Raw genomic sequence first — 21600 nt, forward strand, 5'->3', positions numbered from 1 at the left:
AGTCCCCTCTCCCTCCGGGAGAGGGCTAGGGTGAGGGGCTTTTGATCTGGCTTTTGATGTTGCTCTTAGCCCCCTTCGGCAGGCCGAGCGAAGGTCTCCATCAGGGGGTTAGGCGCGCAGCGCCGTGCGGCGAAGCCGCACACATCGAGAGGAGGTGCCGCGAAGCAAACCGGAGGCGATGCCCCCGGATGGACACCGTAGCGAGGGAACACTGAGCCTCAGCGAAGTGCCGTACGCCGGGGGCAAAGCCTTTTGCTTACTTTTCGGCGTCTGGAAAAGTGAGTCGCTGTAAGAGCGAAACCATAATTGGCCATCACCGCAGCAACGGATATGCCCACAACTCCCAAAATCCCAAAACCAAACAAAATCAAAAAACCGCAGCCTTCAGCAACTCCCACACAGTTCGGTATCTGGCAGATGCACTCGGTTCAGACTCTCAACACTTTCCCACCAATCGCCACCGCTACCAGCAACACCGCCATCAACCCAAACGCAAAACTCAAACTGCTGGCATGCGCGACAAACCCAATCACCGCTGGCCCCGCCAGAATCCCCGCATAACCCAGCGTGGTAATCGCCGGCACCGCGATACTTTCCGGCATCACCGTCTGCTTGCCCACCGCCGTGTACAGCACTGGCACGATGTTCGAACAACCGGCACCCACCAGCGCATAACCGACCAGAGCGAGTTGCCAACTTGGCGCGAACGTCGCCAGAAACAGGCCCGTCGCCGCCAACAGACCGCCAAACAGAATGATCCGCGTCGCCCCTACAATCCGCACGATCCGGTCACCCATCAAACGTCCAGCAGTCATGGTCAGGGCAAAAGCTGCGTAACCCAAACCCGCATACGCTGTGTCGATCCCGCGTTCCTGAGCGAGGAACACCGCACTCCAGTCCAGCGCCGCGCCTTCGGTAAGAAAGACGATGAAGCACATCCCGCCGATAAACAGCACGATGCCGTGTGGCACCGCGAATGCCGGTCCCGAGCTTTCGCTGCCATAAGGCAGCATGTGCGGCACGCATTTGAACAACGCGGCGATCAGCACCGCGACCACCACCAACATCGCCCCCAGCGGCGACATACCGAGGCCAAGCAGGGCGCTGACGCCCGCCGCGCCAACAATCCCGCCGAGGCTGAACAAGCCGTGAAAACCCGACATCATGTTCTTGCCACTGGCGCGCTCGACGATCACCGCTTGCAGGTTCACCGTCGAATCCACCGTGCCCAGCCCGGCGCCGAACATGAACAGCGTGGCGATCAGCGCCGGAATCGACGACACCGTCGCCAGCAACGGCAACGCCGCGCAGATCAGTAACGTGCCGCCGGTGGCCACGCGTCGGCAACCGAACCGCGTCGCGAGAATCCCCGCCAATGGCATCGCCAGAATCGAACCGACCCCGAGGCACAACAGCAGCAATCCCAGCGTGCCCTCATTGAGCCCAGCGCGGGCCTTGGCGTACGGCACCAGTGGCGCCCAAGCGGCAATGCCGAGACCGGCGATGAAAAAAGCGATGCGCGTGGACATCTGTTGCAGACGTCCGGGGACGAAGGTGTCTTGGGGGGTGAGGCTGGTCATATCGATCCTTGGCAAAAATACATCGCGTCCCCGAGGGACAGTGATTGAACGTCGAGGTTCGATCACAGGACTTGAGGGAGCGCAGGAGGTTATCGTTGCACAGTCCAACCTGTGGGAGCGAGCTTGCTTGCGAAAGCGGTGTGCCCGTCGACATATTCTTTGGCTGATCCAACGCATTCGCGAGCAAGCTCGCTCCCACAGGGGATTGCGTTTTACAGTGGCGTTTTCGATGCGATGAAGGACAGGTGATGACGCAGTTCTACAATGCGCGGGGCAATATCTACGGGGTGGTTTCTCCGGCAGCGTTGCGTGAAGCGCAGATCGCTTTGCCCGCGAGTGCGACTGAATGTGCGTCATCGCGCAAGGCTTGGAGTGAAGCGGCCGTAGCCCTGTGCTGCGACTGGCCCGACGGTCAGCGCCCGCCGAACAGCAAACCCCACCGCAGCGACGGCTTGCTGATCGGCCCGTTCCAGAACTCGCCGCCATTTGACGTGCTGATCGTCAACACCGACGGCACCCTCGCCGAGCGCAGTGGCAATGGTCTGACGATTTTTTCCCAAGCGCTGACCGACCAGGGGTTGATGCTGGGGCAGGGGGCGCTATTACGCGTCCATCACGACAAAGGGGATACGGTGCAAACCTCGGTGAAACCAGCCGAAGTCGAAGGTGTAAAAGGTTTCTGGCTGGATCTCGGCCAACCCGGATTCGGCCCGACTGCGGTGGGTGCGCAGAACGATCGAAACGGCGAACTCAATGGGCGTGCAGTGAGCCATGTGAAACCCTTGGCGCAACTCGATCCCGCGTGGAGCCACAGCCAGTTTGTACGCATCGGCAATCCGCATTGTGTGACGCTACTGACAGACGTTGGCGCATTGCCGAGTAACGAGCAAATGCGCGAGTCACCGCTGAGTGAAGGCTTGACCCGGATTGCTTACGCGACGCCGACTGGCGCGGGAGAGCCTTGTCCGGCGGGTGTAAACCTGCAATGGGCGGCGCGCGAGTCGTCGCAGCGGATCGTCGCGCGGGTGTTCGAACGCGGTGAAGGGCCGACCGCATCGTCAGGCACCAGCGCCAGTGCGGTGGCGTGTGCAGCATGGCGGGTCGGTTGGGTCGCGGCTGGGGAAGTGCGGGTAGCCATGCCCGGTGGCACGGCGCCGATTTTGCTTGAAGAAGAGCAAGGGGAATTGGCTAGCGTCAGATTGTTCGGTACGGCGCAATTGATGGGCTGAATTCGAAATCGCCATCGCTGGCAAGCCAGACTCCCACAGGGTTTTGTGCTGAACACTTCATCTGTGTACACAACAGTCCACTACATGATTTGTGGTCAGACACATACTCTGTGCTCACCGAAAACCCTGTGGAAGCTGGCTTGCCAGCGATGGGGCCCTCAGCCTCAGCTCAGGTCGCTACTGAACTCCACCACTGGCATCTGCCGCTTCATCAACACTTTGCCGCCGCGAATCGAATACAGCGGCAAGCCCTGGCTGCGAATGACCTCGTAATCGCTGTCCGCCGAGAGGATCAGCAGGTTCGCCGGTCGCCCCTGTTCCAGGCCGTAACGCTCGCCCAGATGCATGGCTTTGGCGCTGTTGTCCGTCACCAGATCCAGTGCACTTTGCAGGTTGCGGTAACCGAGCATGTGACAGATGTGCAGGCCGGCCTCAAGCACGCGCAGAATGTTGCCGTTGCCCAGCGGATACCACGGGTCGACGATCGAATCCTGACCAAAACACACGTTCATCCCAGCTTCGAGCAACTCATTCACGCGAGTCACGCCACGGCGTTTCGGGAAGTTGTCGAAGCGCCCTTGCAGGTGAATGCTCTCGGTCGGGCACGAGACAAAACTGATCCCGGAATGACCGAGCAGGCGGAACAGTTTTGCGCAGTAGGCGTTATCGTAGGAGCCCATCGCCGTGGTGTGGCTGGCGGTGACGAGGGCGCCCATGTCGCGGCTGCGGGCCTCTTCGGCGAGCACTTCGAGGAAGCGTGAGTGCGGGTCGTCGGTCTCGTCGCAATGCACGTCGACCAGGCAACCCGTGCGCTCGGCCAGGTCCATCAGAAACTTCACCGAACTGACACCCTGATCACGGGTGTACTCGAAATGCGGGATCCCGCCGACCACGTCTGCGCCCATGCGGATGGCTTCTTCCATCAACTCGCGACCATTGCGGAATGACTCGATGCCTTCCTGCGGAAACGCGACGATTTGCAGGTCGATCAGGTGCCGACTTTCTTCGCGCACTTCGAGCATGGCTTTAAGTGCAGTGAGTTGCGGGTCGGTGACGTCGACGTGGGTGCGTACGTGCTGAATGCCGTGAGCCGCGAGCGTCTGAATGGTTTTCTTGGCGCGGGTCTTGGTGTCTTCTTCGGTGATGGTGACTTTGCGCTCGCCCCAACATTCGATGCCTTCGAACAGCGTGCCGCTCATGTTCCAGCGCGGCTCGCCGGCGGTGAGGGTGGCGTCGAGGTGAATGTGCGGCTCGACGAAGGGGGGCACCACCAGATTGCCGCCGGCGTCGAGGTCGTCGGGGCCCAGGGTCGGGGCTTCGGTCTGGCGGGCGATGCTGTGGATCAGCCCGTCTTCAAGGTGCAGTTCGTGCAAACCTTCCTGGTTGCGCAGTCGGGCGTTGATGATGTGCATCAGGCAAATCCTTCTTATAAGTCTTGAAGTGGCGCGCTGGCGCTGCGGGCGCCGAGTATTGCGGTGAAGATGACATACGTTAGCGCGGCAGCGGCGATCCCTACCAGCGGCGCGACCCACGGCGAGCTGAATGCAGCGACGGTGCCGACCCCGTAAGCCCCGAGGCCCCGCCAGTTGAACGCCGGTAGCCGTGCGTCGGCCAGACGCGGATAGCGCCCGCGCCAGCGGAAGAAGAAGTCGGCCATGATCACGCCGCCAATCGGTGGAATCACCGTGCCGAGCAGGATCAGATAAGGCACCAGCATGTCGTACATGCCCAGCAGGGCGAGCAGGGTGCCGATCACCGCGCCGGCCAGGGTCACGGTTTTGCGTCGCTCGGTGCGCAACAGGTTGCAACCGGCGACGGCGAAGTTGTAGATGGTGTTGTCCTGGGTGCTCCAGATGTTCAACAACAGCATCGCCATCGCGGCCATGGCGAAGCCCTGCAACAGCAGCACTTCAACCACGTCCGGTTGCTGGTAGACGATGGCGCCGTAGGCACCGATCAGTACCATCAGGCCGTTACCGATGAAGAACCCGATCAGGCTTGCCAGCACCGCAACCTTTGCCGAACGCGAGAAACGCGTCCAGTTGGTCGCCTGCGTCGCGCCGCTGACGAAGGTGCCGAACACCAGTGTGATGGCGGTCGACCAGTCCAGCGAACCACTGGGCACCACGCTCAGCAAACCCTCGAAACCGCCGACTTTCACCGTCGCGACCCACATCGACAGCAACAGCAGCAACATCATTGCCGGCACCGCGATGTACGACAGAATCTCCAGCCCGCGATAGCCGACATACGCCGTGGCGCAGAACATCAGGCCGAACAGCACCATCAGCCCGAGGACCGTGCCCTCATCGAGGTTGAAATATTTGCCGATCACCACCGCCGCCGTTGCCGTACCCCAGGCGTACCAGCCGATCTGGGTGAAGCCGAGGATCAGGTCGCTGAGCTTGCTGCCAACTTCGCCAAAACAGAAACGCCCCATCAACACCGAATTGAGACCGCTCTTGAAGGCGATGTAACCCAGGCCCGCCGCGTACAACCCGAGCAGCAGATTGCCGACGATGATCACCGCCATCAACTCGGCAAAACCGAACGCCACACCGAGCTTGCCGCCGGCAAACATGGTCGCGGTGAAGAAGGTAAAACCCAGCAACACCATCGCCGTGGAGGCCAGGCCTTTGCGCGCATGCAGGGGGACTTCGCTGAGCGGGTAATCGTTGCCGGGATCGTTTTGCGTCATGGGGGCGTTCCTTGCTGAAAAGGGAAGACGCGGGGAGGGTTGCAGCGGTCGTGCCAAACCGGGAGTTGCGAGTATGTATAGACGAGCCAGCGAGTTTCGGCGCGAAAGCGGTGCACCTGAACACACCGAAGCCCCATGTGGGAGCTAGCTGTGTTCGCGCACGGCATGGCGTATCTGGCGCCCGCTGGATCCAGCAGGCAGTCCGTCACGGGCCTGTCCTCTTGGCGGGTTTGAGCCAAAAAGCATAGGCGTAAAAAAACAGCCATGGCGGCTGTTTATTCAGTCACTGACACTGCGCATATCACTGTGGGAGCGAGCTTGCTCGCGAAGGCGTTGTGTCAGGCAACAATTACTTCGCTGGCAAATCGCTTTCGCGAGCAAGCTCGCTCCCACAGGTTCTTCAGTGTTCTCGGGATCGAATTACTCCCCGCGATAGATGCAACCGCTAGTGCAGGTCTCGTGGATGCGGATCGCGCTGAGTTCCGGCAGCAGTGGCTTCAATTCCTGCCAGATGAATTTGGCCAACACTTCGCTGGTCGGGTTTTCCAGACCGGGAATGTCGTTCAGGTAGTTGTGATCCAGACGCTCGTACAAAGGCTTGAAGATCGCCTTGATCTCGGAGAAGTCGCGGATCCAGCCGGTGTGCGGATCGAGGTCACCGCTGAGGTGGATCGCCACTTTGAACGAGTGACCGTGCAGACGCCCGCACTTGTGACCGTCCGGGACGTGCGGCAGGCGGTGGGCGGATTCGAATGTAAATTCCTTGAAGATTTCCACAGTGTTTTCAGCTCTGTTCAGATGGCGTTCGCCGCAGCGATTCGGGCAGGCGGCGAGTTTACCAGCTTGTGTTTGGCCGTGCTGACTAAAGGGTCAGCAAGCGCTCGGCGAGGCGACCATTGGCAGCCAGTTCGAGAAACTCGTCGCCCAATCGGCGGCTCTCGTCCATCGCCGCGTGCCAGTATTTCTGCCGGCTCGGCGCGTCGCCCATGAAACGCTTGAAGTCATTACGATCGGGCAGTTTGCCGAAGGGCAGGCGCGCCAGGTATTCCCTGGACGGGGCGAGCAACAGCACGTCCTGCAAACGCTCCACTGAAGCGCGACGCCACGGCAAGGTCTTGTCAAACCAGCCCGGAATCACCCGATCGGTGAAGTGCGGATAGAGCACGATGCCGTCGCCGCTGTAGGGCAAGTCGAGGTGATAGTCGAGCAGGCCACCGTCGCGAAACGTCCCGGCACCGGCGCCCGGCAAGTCACGCACGCCTTCCATGACCATCGGGATCGAACCCGACGCCAGCAACGCCTGACGCAGATTGCCGGCATTGAGCGCGACGAAACGTGACGGGAAATCGTTCAGCGCATTGACCGGCGGCGCCAGGCGCGGATCGTGGATGATCAACCGTTCAAAGTGCCGCGACAGTCGCGCACGGCCACGCAAGTTGTCGGCAATCACCGAACCCAGCGCCAGACCGAGACGGCCGCGATGATCATCGGCCAAACGCCCCTGACTTTTCACCACCATGATGTTCAAGCGGTAGTGGGCGTTTTCCAGAATGCTCGCGTCGCGGCCGTCGAGCAGGTCGTTGAGCATGCGCTGTGAACTCTGGCTGACCTCGGCCATGGTCACGCCTTTATTGAAATGCTGTTCGGCGTAGAGCTGCCCGAGGCGACGGATGCCTTCGGCGGCGTCCGGCAGACAGGCGCTGGCGAAGCGCCAGGAACCGACCGATGCTCCGATCAGCGAACGCTCGCGCGGCGCACTCGGCAGCCACTCACCGAACAACGCCAGATCCAGCCCCTGAATCCCAAGCGCCTTCGGCCCACCAGCCGCGCCGGGCAGGGTGCCGACGTCGGCAGCGTTCAGCCCTTGCGCACGAATCCGCGCCATGGCCCGAGGGCCGGCCTTGAGGGTGAGGGCAGGGAACTTGATGTGGATGGCAGTCATACCGGTCTCGATCGATAGCAAGCGAAGAATTATAGGCGCACTACTGAACTCTGTGGGAGCGAGCTTGCTCGCGAAGGCGTCAGCTCAGTGACAATGATGGTGACTGACACTCAGCATTCGCGAGCAAGCTCGCTCCCACAGGGGTTGATGTTTGGCAGGTGCTCTCGTGGGTTTGCCATCAGCAATGATGGCCATTCAGTTTCAGTTAAGTTCATCCCGTTAAGGTGCCCCCCGTAGGCAACACATAAAAATACGGAGATCCACATGAAAACCCTGACTGCCCTGTCCCTCGCCTCGATCATCGGCCTGACCGCCAGCCTCGCCCATGCCCGCGATTTGGGCCCTGATGAAGCCCTGCGTTTGCGCGACGCTGGTACTATCGTCTCCTTCGAGAAGCTCAATGCCACGGCACTGACCAAACACCCGGGTTCGTCGATCACCGAAACCGAGCTGGAAGAGGAGTACGGCAAGTACATCTACCGGGTCGAATTGCGTGATACGCAGGGCATTGATTGGGATGTGGAATTAGACGCGGTCAGCGGGCAGGTTCTCAAGGATCATCAGGATACGTAATGAAGGTTAATGTTCGCGCCACCCAGCTTACGGCGTTGGCGTTGGTGATTGTCTGCTCGGCAGCGATGGCTCGCGACCTTGATCAGGACGAAGCGCTGAAGTTGCGTCAGCGCGGGGTAATCCTGCCGCTCGAGCAAGTGTTGCAGCAGGCCATGGATCGCTATCCCGGAGCAAAACTGCTGGAAGTCGAGTTGGAAGAGAAACACGACGTCTACATTTATGAAGTCGAGTTGCTGACGGTCGAGGGTGTGGCGCGCGAGCTGCACCTGAAGGCCGATACCGGTGAACTCGTGAAAGACAAGGAAGATTGATCGATGCGCTTGCTTCTGGTGGAAGACCACGTACCGCTGGCCGACGAATTGATCGCCGGCCTGCAACGCCAAGGCTACGCGGTGGATTGGCTGGCGGATGGACGCGATGCGCTGTATCAGGGCAGCAGTGAGCCCTATGACCTGATCATCCTCGACCTCGGCCTGCCCGGCGTGCCGGGGCTTGAGGTGCTGGCGCAGTGGCGCGCGGGCGGTTTGGCGATCCCGGTGTTGATCCTGACGGCGCGCGATTCCTGGGCCGAACGCATCGAAGGACTCAAGGCCGGCGCTGACGATTACCTGACCAAACCGTTCCACCCCGAAGAGCTGCACCTGCGGGTGCAGTCGCTGTTGCGACGCTCCAAGGGCCAGGCCAATCAAACCACGCTCAAGGCTGCGGGCCTGCATCTGGACGAGGGCCGTCAGTGCGTGACGCGCGACGGTGCTGACATTCAGCTGACCGCTGCAGAATTCCGTCTGCTGCGCTATTTCATGCTGCACCCGGAGCAGATCCTTTCCAAAAGCCACCTCGCCGAACACCTCTACGACGGCGAGACCGAGCGTGACTCCAACGTCCTCGAAGTCCACGTCAATCACCTGCGCCGCAAGCTGGGCAAAAGCGTGATCGAAACCCGTCGCGGTCAGGGTTACCTGTTCGGCGGGCAAGCTTCGTGAGGTCGATCCAGCGCCGCTTGAGCCTGGGTTTGATCAGCGTGATGGTGGTGGTGGGTCTGGTGCTGGCGCAAACCAGTCTGTGGTTGTTCGAAATGGGCTTGCAACGCTACCTCGAAGCCGGATTGCGCAACGACAGCGAAAGCCTTTTGGTGGCGCTGGTGCGCGGCCCGCAGGGTTTTCAGCTGGATGAGCGTCACCTGTCGCCGGCCTATCAGCGGCCGTTTTCCGGGCATTATTTCCGCATCGATTTTGCCGACAGCCACTGGCGCTCACGCTCGTTGTGGGATCAGGACCTGCCGCTGCTCGAGCATCCGGGCCTGCACAGCAATCTGCAATTGGGCCCGGACGGTCAACAACTGCTGGTGCTGCGTTCGGACTATCGCCGATTGGGCCAGTCGATCTCCATCAGCGTCGCGCAGGATTACACGCCGGTGAACGACAGCTTCCAGCGCATGCGCCGGATCGGCCTCGGTCTCGGTCTGGCCGGTTTGCTGCTGATTCTGTTGTTGCAACGCATCACCGTGCGTCGCGCGCTGCGTCCGCTGGAAAAGGCTCGTGAGCAAATCGCCCAGTTGCAGCAGGGCCAGCGCTCGCAACTGGACGATCAGGTGCCGGTGGAGCTGGAGCCGCTGGTGGCGCAGATCAACCATTTGCTCGCGCACACCGAAGACAGTCTCAAGCGCTCGCGCAATGCGCTGGGCAATCTCGGGCATGCGCTGAAAACGCCTTTGGCGGTGTTGCTGAGTCTGGCGTCGAGCGAAAAACTCGACAGCCATCCCGAGCTGCGCAAGATCCTCAAGGAACAACTGGAGCAGGTTCAGCAGCGGCTCAATCGTGAGCTGAATCGCGCACGGTTGTCCGGTGATGCGCTGCCGGGCGCGCTGTTTGATTGCGATGCCGAACTGCCGGGGTTGCTGGCGACGCTGAACATGATCCACGGCGAGCATCTGGCGCTCAGTTACGTTGCGCCGAAAGGACTGCAACTGCCGTGGGACCGTGAGGATTTGCTGGAGCTGCTCGGCAACCTGCTGGACAACGCCTGCAAATGGGCGGATGCCGAAGTGCGTTTGAGCGTGGTCGAGAGCGCCGCCGGGTTTGCCTTGAGCATCGAGGATGATGGCCCGGGGATTCCCGAGGAACAGCGCGCTCAGGTGTTCGGTCGCGGGACACGGCTTGATGAGCAGACTGACGGGCATGGTTTGGGGCTGGGGATTGTGCGGGACATCGTCGACACCTGGGGCGGCACGTTGGTGTTGGGCGAGAGTGAGTGGGGCGGGTTGAAGGTGGAGATTCAGTTGCCTCGGCGGTGAATCTTCAAGAGCCCCTCACCCTAGCCCTCCCGAAACGACGGACCGCCCGGAGGCAGAGGGAACTGACCGAGATGTTTGTTTGAGGTACGCCGACCTGAACTATCGAGTCGAACTCAGGTTTTAAACAGCATGAAGATCGGCTCCCTTTCCCCCTCGCCCCCTTGGGGGCGGTCTGACGTTTCGGGAGGGCTGGGGTGAGGGGGAATCCAACTGACACCCCACAACCTTCGAATCAGACGCGAAACTGATCCATCAAACTCTGCTGCTGATTCGCCAGGCTGTTCAGCGACTGGCTCACTCGCGCCGACTCGTTCGCTTGCCCGGACAGCGACTCCGTCACATCGCGAATCGTGGCCACGTTGTTGTTGATCTCTTCCGCCACGGCGCTCTGTTCTTCAGCGGCACTGGCAATCTGCAGGTTCATGTCGCTGATCACCGTCACCGCATCACCAATCTGGCGCAGCGCCGTCACCGCTTGGCCAACCTGTTCGACACTGCCCTGCGCTTGACGATGGCTGTTGCTCATCGAACCGACCACATCTTGCGTACCGCTCTGCAACTGCTCGATGACCTGACGGGTTTCCTCCACCGACTCCTGCGTGCGGCGGGCGAGGTTGCGGACTTCGTCGGCAACCACGGCAAAACCGCGTCCGGCTTCACCGGCACGGGCCGCTTCGATCGCCGCGTTAAGGGCCAGCAGGTTGGTCTGCTCGGCGATGGCGCGGATGGTTTCCAGCACAGCGCCGATTTTCTCGCTGTTGGCGGCCAGGCCTTCGACCTGCACCATCGCCGCGCTCATGTCGGCGGCGAGGGTGTCGATGCTGGCGGTGGTGCGGTCGATCACGGTCAAACCCTGACGTGTGGCTCGATCAGCATCCTTGGCGGCTTCGGCTGCCTGAGCGGCGCTGCGAGCGACGTCTTGTGCGGTGGCACTCATTTCGTGGGACGCGGTGGCCACCTGATCGACTTGGCGGTATTGCTGCTCCATGCCGGCGCTGGTCTGGGCGGCGATGGCCGAGGACTGATCGGCAGTGTTGCGCGCGTCCTGCACCGAGCGTTTCACTTCGGCGATGATCGGCTGCAACTTGTCGAGGAACTTGTTGAACCACCCGGCCAGTTGACCGAGTTCATCCTGCTTGTCATACGCCAGACGTCGGGTCAGATCGCCTTCGCCGCTGGCGATGTCTTCGAGCATGTGCGCCACGCCAAGGATCGGTCGGGTCACGCTGCGCGCCATCAGCCACACCAGCAGCAAGCCAATCAACGCCGCCAGTCCGCCGAGGCCCAACTCGATCAGCGTGCCGGAGTTGTTGCTCGCATCCAGTTGCTGCTTGAGCGCTTCGGCCCGTTCCACCAGCACTTTTTCCGGGACATCCAGCAGCACGGCCCAAGACGGCCCGCCAGGAATCGGCTGGAACGGTGACAGTACTTTCAACTGGCCGTTGCTGTGCAGGCTGCTGACGTTGGTAGTGGCTGCAAGTTGGCGCAGCAGTTCGGCGCCGCTGGCGGTGTCCACCGTGTCCAGACGCTGGCTGAGTTTGCCGGCGTCCGGGCTGTAACCAGCGAGCAGGCCGACCGGGCTGATGATGCTCACGGCGGTCTGGCCGTTATAGAGCTTTTTGCTGGCGCTCTGACTGATCGCTTGCAGGCTGTTGAGGTTGATGTCGACCGACAGCGAAGCGATGACTTTGCCATTGACTATCAGCGGGAAGACGATGCTGGTCATCAGCACGTTATGGCCGTCGATTACATAGAAGTACGGCTCGATCACGCAGGGTTTGAGCGTGGTGCGTGGGCAGGTGAACCAGGCGTTGGCAGCCTGACCGCTGGGGCCGGTGCTTGTGTCGGCCATGTCGCTTTCCGGCAGGGCCATCGAGGTGATTTTGCCAGGTACAGGTTGTGACCAGTAGAGGGCGAAACGCCCCTTGTCGTTACTGCCTAACTCACCTTGTCCAGCAAATAGCTCGTCCTTGCCGTCCAGCGCGTTGGCTTCGAAAACCAGCGACAGACCGAGCAAGTCGGGGTTGGCTTGCAGCGCGGATTTGACCTGACGGGTCATGTCTTCGCGCAGGTCGAAGGCATCGAGGAAGCGCTTTTCAGCCTGCTCGCGCAGGAACAACACCTGACGCGAGAAACCATGACCGTATTGATAGGCGTCCATGAACTGCTGACGAATGCCGGCGGCTTGCACCTCGCCCTGGGATTCGATGCGCGCCTGGGCCGATTCGGTGAGCATCTCCATGCTGGAGGCTTTCACCAGTGCGGAGCTGTGCTCCATGCGATACAGCGAAAGACCCACCAACAGGGTCACGATACCGGCCAGGCAAAGCCCGGCGAGCAGGGTGATTTTCCATTGGATGGAAAGTTGTCTGAGCGACATGAAGACGTCCTTATTCGATAAATATCTGAGACTTTGCACTGTAGCGGCCGCTTTTCGGCTTTCTTTATCTCGAAAACACAATATGGCGGATTGCCGCACTTCAACTGCTTGCGAGAGTTCCCTGTGGCGAGGGGATTCATCCCCGTTGGGTGGCGAAGCCGCCCCCTGCGATCTCCAGATAAACCACATTCGCAGTTTTCACGACTGCTTCGCAGCCGAACGGGGCGGTGCGACGGTTCGTTAAATCCCCTCGCCACAGTCGAGATTTGGTCGCTCGCTTTGACACCACCGCCACTCTGCGGCACAGTGCGCGCCCTTTTAATAAGACCCTCTTTGCAATCCGCCGGTTGACCTTTGGCGGACTCATCCTGTCTGGCGGTCGGTTTTCCACCGCAGTGTTTTTTGAGGTAGTGAAATGAATGCAGTCATAGCGGCGGTTGGCATCATGCTGATTCTCAGCCTGTCCCGCGTGCACGTGGTGATCGCTTTGATCGTCGGCGCGCTGGTCGGCGGCCTGACCGGTGGTCTGGGCATCGATGCCACGCTCAAGGCGTTCAACAGCGGCTTGGGCGGCGGGGCGACGGTGGCGTTGTCCTACGCGTTGCTCGGCGCTTTCGCCGTGGCGATTGCCAAGTCGGGCCTGGCCCATGCGCTGGCCGACAAGGCACTGGCAATGGTCGACCGCCAACATGCGACCGGTGGCGGCAACGTCAAATGGTTGCTGATCGGCCTGTTGTGGGTGGTGGCGATTGCTTCGCAGAACATCCTGCCGATCCACATTGCGTTCATTCCGCTGCTGGTACCGCCGCTTCTTTATGTGCTGACCAAGCTGCAACTCGACCGCCGCTTGATCGCCTGCGTCATGACTTTCGGTCTGATCACGCCTTACATGTTTCTGCCGGTGGGCTTCGGCAACATCTTCCTCAATGAAATCCTGCTCGCCAACGTCGCACGGAGCGGCGTCGACATCAGCGGCATCAACGTCACCCACGCCATGGGCATTCCGGCGCTGGGCATGGTCTTCGGACTGGCGATGGCTTTCATCAGTTACCGCAAACGGCGTGTGTACGATCTGGCGAAAATCGAGCAGGTTGAGCAAGCGACGGTGCAGTACAACCCGCTGAGCCTGATGATCGCCGGTGTGGCGATTGCTGCTGCATTCATTGTGCAGTTGCTGCTGGACTCGATGATTATCGGAGCGTTGGTCGGCTTCCTGATCTTCTCGGTGTCCGGCATCGTCAAGTGGCGCGACACCGACGATTTGTTCACCGAAGGCATGAAGATGATGGCAATGATCGGTTTCATCATGATCGCTGCCTCCGGTTTCGCCGAAGTGATGAAGGCCACCGGGCAGGTACAGACCCTGGTCGAGTCGTCGGCGTCGTGGATTAATCACAGCAAGGGCGTGGGTGCGCTGTTGATGTTGCTGGTCGGGTTGCTGGTGACCATGGGCATCGGTTCGTCGTTTTCGACCGTGCCGATTCTGGCGGCGATTTTCGTCCCACTGTGCGTACAGTTGGGCTTCAGCCCGTTGGCCATCGTCTGCATTGTCGGCACTGCCGGAGCGCTGGGTGATGCCGGTTCGCCTGCCTCGGACTCGACCCTCGGCCCGACCTCTGGCCTGAACATCGACGGCCAGCATCACCATATCTGGGACACCGTGGTGCCGACTTTCCTGCACTACAACCTGCCGCTGCTGGCGTTCGGCTGGGTGGCCGCGATGGTCCTCTGAACATCACATGGCCCCTGTGGGAGCGAGCTTGCTCGCGAAAGCGGTGAATCAGTTGCATAAAGGCTGACTGACACGACGCCTTCGCGAGCAAGCTCGCTCCCACAGGGGGATGTGGTGATTCGTTTGCTCAACTTTTGATCTGACGTGCCGTTAAAGCCTTTAACCACGCCAATAAAACCAAAAGAGTGAGCCCCCCCAATGCGCCTGAGCCTCAAGGCTAAAGTCCTCTCCCTTGCCGTCCTCCCGGTATTGCTCTTTGCGCTGGTCATCAGCCTGACCACGCTGTTCATTCTTCAGGGGCAGGCGCAAAAAGAGGTCGAACAGACCCGCGAACGCCTGCTCGGCGACGCCAAAGCCACTCTGCAAAGTTACGTCGCCGTGGCCATGACCACGATCAAACCGCTGTACGACGCGGCCGCCCCGGGCGATGACGCGGCGCGCGCGCAGGCGATCAAACTGCTCTCGGGGATTCGCTACGGCAAGGACGGCTACTTCTTCGGCTACGACTCCGAGACTGTGCGCCTGTTCAAGGCCAACGATCCCGAAGGCGTGGGTAAAAGCTTCAAGGACAACCGCGACCCGAACGGCGTCTACGTCAACCTCGGTCTGGTGAAAGTGGCGAAGGACGGCACGCATTATCTGCAATACAGCTCGCCGCTGCCGGGCAACGCGAAAGTACTGGTGCCGAAACTCGGCTACACCGAATACCTGGCGAAGTGGGACATGGCGGTCGGTACCTCGGTCAACCTCGACGGCATCGAAGCGCAAGTGGCGCTGGTCGAAACGCAGGTGCAGGAACGCATGCAAGGCGTGGTGCTGAGCATCGTCGGCGTGGCGGTGGTGGTGCTGTTGGTAATCGCGGCGGCGGGGATGCTGCTGGCCAATACCATTTTGCGTCCGCTGACCCTGATGAAAGCCAACCTGGACGACATCGCCGCAGGCGAGGGTGACCTGACGCGCCGCTTGAACATCACCAGCCAGGACGAACTCGGCGAGCTGGCCGGCTCGTTCAATCGCTTCGTCGACAAGATTCATGGGCTGGTGCGACAGATCACCGAGATGACCACGCAACTCACCGGGCTGGTGACGCAGGTCTCGGATCAGGCCCAGCGTTCGGATAAGGCGATGGAGCGTCAGCGCCATGAGACCGATCAGGTCGCCACGGCGATCAACGAAATGTCCGCCGCCGCGCAGGAAGTCGCCAAGAGCGCGCAGAACGCCGCCGTCGCCGCCCAGCAGACCGACGAAGAAGGCCAGAGCGCCAAACGCGTGGTCGCTGGCAGCATCAAGCAGATTCATGCGCTGGTGGATGACATCCGCAGCAGCGGCGTGTCGCTGGACAGCCTGCAACAGGACGTGAGTTCGATTGTCGGTGTGCTCGGGGTGATCCGTTCGATTGCCGAACAGACCAACCTGCTGGCACTGAACGCGGCGATTGAAGCGGCGCGGGCCGGTGAGGCTGGGCGTGGTTTTGCGGTGGTGGCTGATGAGGTGCGCGCGCTGGCCAGTCGTACGCAGATCAGCACGCAGGAAATTCAGGCGATGATCGATCGCTTGCAAGCGGGCACACAATCGGCGGTCGAGGCGATGCGCCGCTCCAGTGAGGCCGGTGACGGCACCTCCGCGCAGGCCAATCAGGCTGGGGCTTCGCTGGATGCGATGGCGGAATTGATCGCGACCATCAACTCGATGAACGCGCAAATCGCCAGTGCTGCCGAGGAGCAGACGGCGGTGGCCGAAGAGATCAATCGCAGCGTGCATCAGATTGCGGTGGCGGTGGATAGTGTGGCGGATGAGACGCAGTTGGGGGCGCAGACTTCGCGCAGTTTGGCGGAGTTGGGGCAGCGGTTGGGCAAGTTGGTTGGGCAGTTCCGAATTTGATTTTTGGGTGAACCCTCGGGGCAGCCCTCACCCTAACCCTCTCCCAGAGGGAGAGGGGACTGACCGAGGTGTGTTGCGTCATACATCGACCTGAGAGATCCGGTCGATTATGGATTCACACCAGCTCTTCAGATCCGGTCGATTATGGATTCACAGCAGCTCTTCAGGTCCGGTCGATTATGGATTCACAGCAGTTTTTTCAGGTCGGCGTACTTCTGCAGCATCCCCCAATCAGTTCCCTCTCCCTCTGGGAGAGGGCTAGGGTGAGGGGCTCTTGATCTTCAAGCCCTCAAGGCCTGTCCCAGTAAGGCACGTCCCCAAAACACTCGACAAAGAAATCAATCACCGTCCGCACCTTCACCGACAATCGCCGGCTCCCCGGCCACAGCACCGCGATCTGCTGCGGTTCCAGACTGTTCGACACCTGATACTCCCCTAGCACCGGCACCAGTGTGCATTCGCGCACCGCTTCGCCAATCAGCCACGAGGGAAACATCACCAACCCCAGCCCCTGTTCGGCGGCTTGGGTGAGGGTGTCGGCGTGGTTGCCGGTGATCGGGCCCCTCACCGAATAGGGCGTCCAGTCGCCTTGATCCTGACGGAAAAACCAACGTTGCATGCCAGTCGCGCCCTTGTAGGCCAGACATTGATGTTGCGCGAGATCGTCGGGATGTTGCGGCGTGCCGTGGCGTTTCAGATACGCGGGACTGGCGGCGACCTGAAAGCGGTGCGGCGCCAGAATTCGCGCCTGCATGCTCGAATCGTGCAGCGCGCCGATGCGAAACAGCAGGTCTGCACCTTCCTGCAACGGATCGACGTAGTGGTCGGTTTGCTGGATGTCCAGTTGCAGCTTCGGGTAACGCGCGCACAACTGGCCGAGCCACGGCGTCAGATGCCGTTGACCAAACACCACCGGGGCGTTGATCCGCACCAGGCCGGTGGGTTCGCTTTGCTGTTCCTGCAAGGCTTGCTCGGCTTCTTCCAGTTGCACCAGCACCAGTCGCGCGTGATGGCCGAGCATGCGCCCGGCTTCAGTCGGCGTGACCGCGCGGGTATGGCGATAAAGCAATTGCTGGTTCAGCGCTTGTTCCATCAACTGGATTTGCCGGGAAATGGAGGAGGGCGCCACGCCCTCGCGGCGGGCGACTTCGGAGAAACTGCCGTGGTCGAGCACTGCAACAAACAGTCTGAGTGCCTTGAATCCGAGTTCATTGAGCCCGTGCATGGGTCGTCCTGCTGTGCGAGTTGCGCAAAAGTGTTGTCCTGATGCTCCCATTTATCGCACAGCGAAGCCAGCCGATAATCCGCGCCATCGTTTACTTGCACAGGTTTTGGTTATGCAGACGTTGGATGAGGTAAGTGTTAGCGCGCCGGTGGCCAAGCCGGGGTTGCGTTTGTTGTTGCTGCCGCTGGTGATTCTGGCGGGCATGGGTTTGTCGGTGGAGGCGGGTTTGCTCGGGCCGTTGGGGGTGCAGGTCGGGCATTTGTGGGCGACCTTGAGCATCTTCGGCGTCGGCTCGGCGATTCTGTTTTTGCTGCTGCTGTTTGCTGGTCCGCAAAAGGGCCCGGCGCTGACCGATCTGCCGCGCTGGCAGTTGATCGGTGGGTTTCTGGGGCCAATGTATGTGGTGGTTTTGACGTTGGCGACGCCGCATATCGGCATTGCGATGACGATGATCGCGATTCTGTCCGGGCAGGTCGGCAAGAGTGTCTTGATCGACCATTTCGGCTGGTTCGGGGCGACGCGCAAGAAGGTTAATGCTGAGCGTTGGCTGGCGTTGGGGTTGATTGTGGTGGCATTGGTTTTGATTGCGCGGGGGTGAGTGATGAGTCTGATTATTTTGTTGGCAGTGGTGGTGTTGGCTGGCGCGGTGTTGAGTGTGCAGGCGGCGATCAATGGGCGTCTGGGTGAATCCGTTGGGGTGTTGCGCAGTAGTTTGCTGACGTTTGTGGTGGGCGCGGTGGTGACCGGGTTGTTGATTTTGTTTTTTGAGCCGGCGCAGGCGGTGAGTTTGTTGGATGTGCCCAAATGGCAGCTGATGGGGGCGTTGTTTGGGGTGGTTTATATGATGGTGATGGTGGGCGCGGTGCCTGTGGTGGGTACGGCTGTGGCGACTGTTGCGGTGATTGTTGGTCAGCTTGGGATGGGCATGCTGATTGATAATTTTGGCTGGTTGGGGAATCCGGCGATTGAGCTGTCTTCGAGTCGGGTTTTGGCGATGGTGTGTTTGGGGTTGGCTTTGGTGTTTATGTATCGCAGTAGTGTTCGTTCTTCTTAGAAGTGTTTATTGGTGTGTATATCCGTTGCTGCGGGTGTGGCTGATTACGGTTCCGCCCTTACGGCGGGTCACTTTTGGCAAACGCCCCAAAAGTAACCAAAAGGTCTGTGCCCTGACGTTCGGCCCTCGCTGTGGCTCGGGTTCCTTCGCTCCGGGATTGATCCGGGGGCATCGCCTCCGGTTTGCTGCGCTGCACCTCCTCTCGATGTGTTTGGCTGCGCCAAACGGTCGCTGCGCTCCCACCCCCGGATCAATCCCGGAACGAAGCCTGCCGACGGGGCCTTGAGATCAAGAGCTGCACTCGAGCTAACGCTCATTGGGTTGAGTGGTGAAAGGCAATGCGTTCGGCTTTTGATTTGTGTGCAGTGGTCAACTAATTCCGGACACCTCAATAGGTAGTTTTGACGCCATCGCCCGCTCATAAGCAGTCGGTGTGAATTTGCCCCTCATCGGAACGCCGCCCGCCCAGCCCTCTCCCCAGGGAGAGGGGGCCGATTACTGTTGGTTTCGAAACTTATATTCGACTCGGTATCCCACGTCGGCGCACCTCGCCCAATCACCTCGGTCAGTCCCCTCTCCCTCCGGGAGAGGGCTAGGGTGAGGGGCTTTTGATCTGGCTTTTGATGTTGCTCTTAGCCCCCTTCGGCAGGCCGAGCGAAGGTGTCCATCAGGGGGTTAGGCGCGTAGCGCCGTGCGGCGAAGCCGCACACATCGAGAGGAGGTGCCGCGAAGCAAACCGGAGGCGATGCCCCCGGATGGACACCGTAGCGAGGGAACACTGAGCCTCAGCGAAGTGCCGTACGCCGGGGGCAAAGCCTTTTGGTTCCTTTTTGGCGTTTGAAAAAGGGACTCGCTGTAAAAGCGAAACCGCCAGAAGCCCCAACCGCAGCAACGGATATGCCCCCAGAACCAAAACCCAAAACCCAAAAACAAACAAAATCAAAAGATCGCAACCTGCGACAGCTCCTACACTGAAGTCTACGGCTTGCAAAGCCTCAGACAACCACAACCCAAGGAGTCTGTCCCATGCCTGACAGAAAATGCGATTGTCCCGGATGTAAATGCACCATCAAAGACGGCGAGCATGCGTACGCTGTGCACGGCAAGCACTATTGCTGCGAGGCCTGCGCTCACCACCACAAGGGGGGCGCGGAATGTTCAAGCAAGGGCTGCCACTGCGCGCATCCCAAGTAACCGTAACGTAAAAAAGTGGAGCCTAATCAGGCTCCACTTGCAGTTTCAGACTGTCATCATCCAGCCGTTCTATGTGGCGGACAGTGCCGAACAGTCGTCGGCCTTCGACCGTCAGTGATACGGTCCTGGCCCGCTCCAGGTCTTCCGGAAATGGCGCATTGACCAGCAGGGCGAAGCTGAATGGATCGTCCGCGACGGCTTCCAGGTCAACTTGGCAATCAGCACTGATGATGCGGCCGGATGGAATGTCCAGGCTGTAATCCAGTTTAGCCAGGCTGGTTGCCATTTCTTGCTTCCCCCGTTGATTCGACGCCTTACAGAGCTTAGCTGGTCGGTCGCCAGACAACATTTTCCACACCGAATTTTTCCGCCATCGGTTTGCTGGTCTTCTGCACTTTCTCACGGCCGAAGCGCGGTATCCGACCTACCCCTGCGTCGCAGCTCGCCCAGTGCCAAGCCTCGGCGTTGTCCATTTTGTCCGAGCGGATAATGAACGACTTGGGCGTGCCGTGAAGGGTGTAGTCGATGACATAGAGTTTTGCGTTGTTCATAAAGCCCGTATTCCTCCCTGTGGTAATAGAGGGATCGCGGTGCGCCGGGAAAATTCACTCGGATTGTCGGACGGTATCTATCAATGGCGACGCGTTGGTTGTTGTGCAGTGCGATTAATTGAACTTGCACAGAACCTGTGGGAGCTAGCCTGCTAGCGATAGCAATCAACCAGTCGATGAAGATGTTGACTGGAGAGCCGCCATCGCGAGCAGGCTCACTCCTACATGAGGGCTTTGCTGTTCTCAGGATTTGGGAACGCCGTTTTCCCACGCAGACCAGTTTTTCAGGATGTCCTGCACCAACGGATTACCCGCGCGATAGAGGTTTTCAAGCGCTGGAACGAATCCGCCCTGATCGGCATATTTCAGCAAGTTATCCACTTCGCTGCCGCCAGGTTCAGGACGGTCGAAGTCGGAGCCTGCGCGAACGACTGCCAGGCGTTGTATGTCCACCAGACCTTCGCGGCTCGCGCGCAGCAGGGCCTCGTAGGTGGAGTTGTCTTCCTGTTGCGTCGTGCAGTATTCGCCCTTGTTTTCGGTCAGCAGTTTGGTCCAGACCTCGGCGCGTTCACTCAGGCGCGTGCCGGAAAACCAGGTGTTGCCCGCCAGTGTGTCGCAACGGGTGACCACCGGCGGTTGGTTGGCTGGCGCAGAAGGGTATTTCAGGCGCCAGGCGGCTGATTCCTTGCTCTCGCTCAGCTCGACTTTATGGCTCAGGGCGAAGGCCTTGGCCTGCAGTTGAGGGTTGAGTTCGAAGACTTCGGTCTTGTAGTCCAGCGGTGGTTTTTCGTTCGGGCCTTTGGTGTTGATGCCGATGTAGCCGGTCGGCCAACTCGCAGGCGCATCACGCGAATCGAGTTCCCACTGGGTGCCGAATTCCACCAGATAATGTGCCCACGCGGCCGTGCCGATGGTCCCGTGTTTGGGGTTGATCCCGGCAATGCCTGCGATCAGGAAATAGCTTTTGCGCAGGTCGAATTTCGGCGACAAGGCCAATGCCAGGGTCGATGCCGCCGCGTTGGTCTGGCCCATGCCAGTGGTCAGCAGGCACACCTGCTGCGTGTTGCAGCGGATGGTCGGGTACTCGGCGGACAGGCCCGGCACACGGATTTCCTGCTTGAGTTCCAGGCGCTCGATCCAGTGTTGCGCCTCCGGGGCGAACATGGTGATCAGCACTATTTTTGGCTGAAACGGTGCTTGCGCTGCCCAAGCGGTGGAAGAGAGCAGGGCCGCTGCGGCCAGTGAAACTCGCGTCATTGCGTGCATAA

19 protein-coding genes and 3 pseudogenes are annotated in these 21600 nt (G+C 60.3%); 11 read left to right on the forward strand and 11 right to left on the reverse strand.

Translation table 11 applies throughout. The annotated features are described in order from the left end of the window. Positions 1-428 precede the first annotated feature (428 nt). Positions 429-1580 (reverse strand): MFS transporter, encoded by a 1152-nt coding sequence (locus tag ACIQVE_RS15710; RefSeq protein ID WP_402809879.1) that lies wholly within the window; start codon positions 1578-1580, stop codon positions 429-431. A gap of 248 nt (positions 1581-1828) precedes the next feature. Here ACIQVE_RS15710 and ACIQVE_RS15715 point away from each other — a divergent pair, with 248 nt between their 5' ends. Continuing rightward, a complete protein-coding gene (locus tag ACIQVE_RS15715; RefSeq protein ID WP_402809882.1) occupies positions 1829-2809 on the forward strand; it encodes a diaminopimelate epimerase in 981 nt (326 codons plus the stop codon). 164 nt (positions 2810-2973) lie between these two features. On the opposite strand, the gene codA is transcribed toward ACIQVE_RS15715, so the two are convergent. The 4 genes from codA to ACIQVE_RS15735 form a co-directional block, all read right to left on the reverse strand. Further along, the gene (gene codA / locus ACIQVE_RS15720; protein ID WP_402809885.1) at positions 2974-4221 is read right to left on the reverse strand and encodes a cytosine deaminase; all 1248 of its coding nucleotides are present in this window, start codon (positions 4219-4221) and stop codon (positions 2974-2976) included. 14 nt (positions 4222-4235) lie between these two features. Further along, positions 4236-5507: a cytosine permease gene (codB, locus tag ACIQVE_RS15725; RefSeq protein WP_402809888.1), complete on the reverse strand. Its 1272-nt coding sequence runs from the start codon at positions 5505-5507 to the stop codon at positions 4236-4238. A 420-nt stretch (positions 5508-5927) separates the two neighbouring features. Beyond that, complete coding sequence (gene queD / locus ACIQVE_RS15730; protein WP_046042818.1) at positions 5928-6284, reverse strand: 6-carboxytetrahydropterin synthase QueD; 357 nt, start codon at positions 6282-6284, stop codon at positions 5928-5930. 85 nt (positions 6285-6369) lie between these two features. After that, entirely contained in the window at positions 6370-7449 is a 1080-nt protein-coding gene (locus tag ACIQVE_RS15735; protein WP_402809892.1) for a patatin-like phospholipase family protein, read from the reverse strand. Between the two features lie 264 nt (positions 7450-7713). Here ACIQVE_RS15735 and ACIQVE_RS15740 point away from each other — a divergent pair, with 264 nt between their 5' ends. The 4 genes from ACIQVE_RS15740 to ACIQVE_RS15755 are packed head-to-tail and all read left to right on the forward strand — an operon-like array spanning position 7714 to position 10315. After that, positions 7714-8022 carry a PepSY domain-containing protein gene (locus ACIQVE_RS15740; protein ID WP_402809894.1) on the forward strand — a complete coding sequence of 103 codons (309 nt, stop codon included), beginning with the start codon at positions 7714-7716 and terminating at the stop codon, positions 8020-8022. Beyond that, on the forward strand, positions 8022-8333 hold the full coding sequence (locus ACIQVE_RS15745; protein WP_402809897.1) for a PepSY domain-containing protein: 312 nt from the start codon (positions 8022-8024) through the stop codon (positions 8331-8333). Before ACIQVE_RS15740 ends, ACIQVE_RS15745 begins: the two co-directional genes overlap by 1 nt. Before the next feature lie 3 nt (positions 8334-8336). Next, on the forward strand, positions 8337-9005 hold the full coding sequence (locus ACIQVE_RS15750; protein WP_402809900.1) for a response regulator transcription factor: 669 nt from the start codon (positions 8337-8339) through the stop codon (positions 9003-9005). Continuing rightward, positions 9002-10315 (forward strand): sensor histidine kinase, encoded by a 1314-nt coding sequence (locus ACIQVE_RS15755; protein ID WP_402809903.1) that lies wholly within the window; start codon positions 9002-9004, stop codon positions 10313-10315. The genes ACIQVE_RS15750 and ACIQVE_RS15755 overlap by 4 nt, the downstream gene beginning before the upstream one ends. Positions 10316-10547: 232 nt before the next feature. Here the strand turns inward: ACIQVE_RS15755 and ACIQVE_RS15760 are convergent, their stop codons facing one another. Continuing rightward, complete coding sequence (locus ACIQVE_RS15760; RefSeq protein ID WP_390896377.1) at positions 10548-11303, reverse strand: methyl-accepting chemotaxis protein; 756 nt, start codon at positions 11301-11303, stop codon at positions 10548-10550. A 102-nt stretch (positions 11304-11405) separates the two neighbouring features. Continuing rightward, positions 11406-12884 (reverse strand): annotated as a pseudogene (locus tag ACIQVE_RS15765) (HAMP domain-containing protein); the annotation flags it as partial. A gap of 226 nt (positions 12885-13110) precedes the next feature. On the opposite strand from ACIQVE_RS15765, the gene ACIQVE_RS15770 reads away from it, so the two are divergent. From ACIQVE_RS15770 to ACIQVE_RS15780, 3 genes and pseudogenes are all read left to right on the forward strand, one after another. Beyond that, the gene (locus tag ACIQVE_RS15770; RefSeq protein WP_402809906.1) at positions 13111-14427 is read left to right on the forward strand and encodes a Na+/H+ antiporter family protein; all 1317 of its coding nucleotides are present in this window, start codon (positions 13111-13113) and stop codon (positions 14425-14427) included. Positions 14428-14625: 198 nt separating this feature from the next. After that, a pseudogene (locus ACIQVE_RS15775) lies at positions 14626-15402 on the forward strand (cache domain-containing protein); the annotation flags it as partial. Positions 15403-15714: 312 nt separating this feature from the next. Further along, positions 15715-16308, forward strand: a pseudogene (locus tag ACIQVE_RS15780) (methyl-accepting chemotaxis protein); the annotation flags it as partial. Between the two features lie 289 nt (positions 16309-16597). Here ACIQVE_RS15780 and ACIQVE_RS15785 read toward each other — a convergent pair. Next, positions 16598-17533 carry a LysR family transcriptional regulator gene (locus ACIQVE_RS15785; protein ID WP_402809909.1) on the reverse strand — a complete coding sequence of 312 codons (936 nt, stop codon included), beginning with the start codon at positions 17531-17533 and terminating at the stop codon, positions 16598-16600. A 112-nt stretch (positions 17534-17645) separates the two neighbouring features. Between ACIQVE_RS15785 and ACIQVE_RS15790 the strand changes: the two genes are divergently transcribed. From ACIQVE_RS15790 to ACIQVE_RS15800, 3 genes are all read left to right on the forward strand, one after another. Next, the gene (locus tag ACIQVE_RS15790) at positions 17646-18131 is read left to right on the forward strand and encodes a DMT family transporter (protein WP_402809912.1); all 486 of its coding nucleotides are present in this window, start codon (positions 17646-17648) and stop codon (positions 18129-18131) included. A 3-nt stretch (positions 18132-18134) separates the two neighbouring features. After that, positions 18135-18587: a DMT family transporter gene (locus ACIQVE_RS15795; RefSeq protein WP_402809915.1), complete on the forward strand. Its 453-nt coding sequence runs from the start codon at positions 18135-18137 to the stop codon at positions 18585-18587. Between the two features lie 1026 nt (positions 18588-19613). Next, entirely contained in the window at positions 19614-19781 is a 168-nt protein-coding gene (locus ACIQVE_RS15800; protein WP_402809918.1) for a metallothionein, read from the forward strand. 22 nt (positions 19782-19803) lie between these two features. Here ACIQVE_RS15800 and ACIQVE_RS15805 read toward each other — a convergent pair whose 3' ends face one another. The 3 genes from ACIQVE_RS15805 to ACIQVE_RS15815 form a co-directional block, all read right to left on the reverse strand. Beyond that, positions 19804-20067, reverse strand: a complete 264-nt coding sequence (locus ACIQVE_RS15805; RefSeq protein WP_402809921.1) for a hypothetical protein — start codon at positions 20065-20067, stop codon at positions 19804-19806. Between the two features lie 37 nt (positions 20068-20104). Beyond that, positions 20105-20332: a DUF6555 family protein gene (locus ACIQVE_RS15810; protein WP_034154602.1), complete on the reverse strand. Its 228-nt coding sequence runs from the start codon at positions 20330-20332 to the stop codon at positions 20105-20107. A gap of 243 nt (positions 20333-20575) precedes the next feature. After that, on the reverse strand, positions 20576-21598 hold the full coding sequence (locus ACIQVE_RS15815) for a purine-nucleoside phosphorylase (protein ID WP_402809924.1): 1023 nt from the start codon (positions 21596-21598) through the stop codon (positions 20576-20578). Positions 21599-21600 lie beyond the last annotated feature (2 nt).

The organism is Pseudomonas sp. NPDC098747 (assembly GCF_044760045.1).
GTDB lineage: Bacteria > Pseudomonadota > Gammaproteobacteria > Pseudomonadales > Pseudomonadaceae > Aquipseudomonas.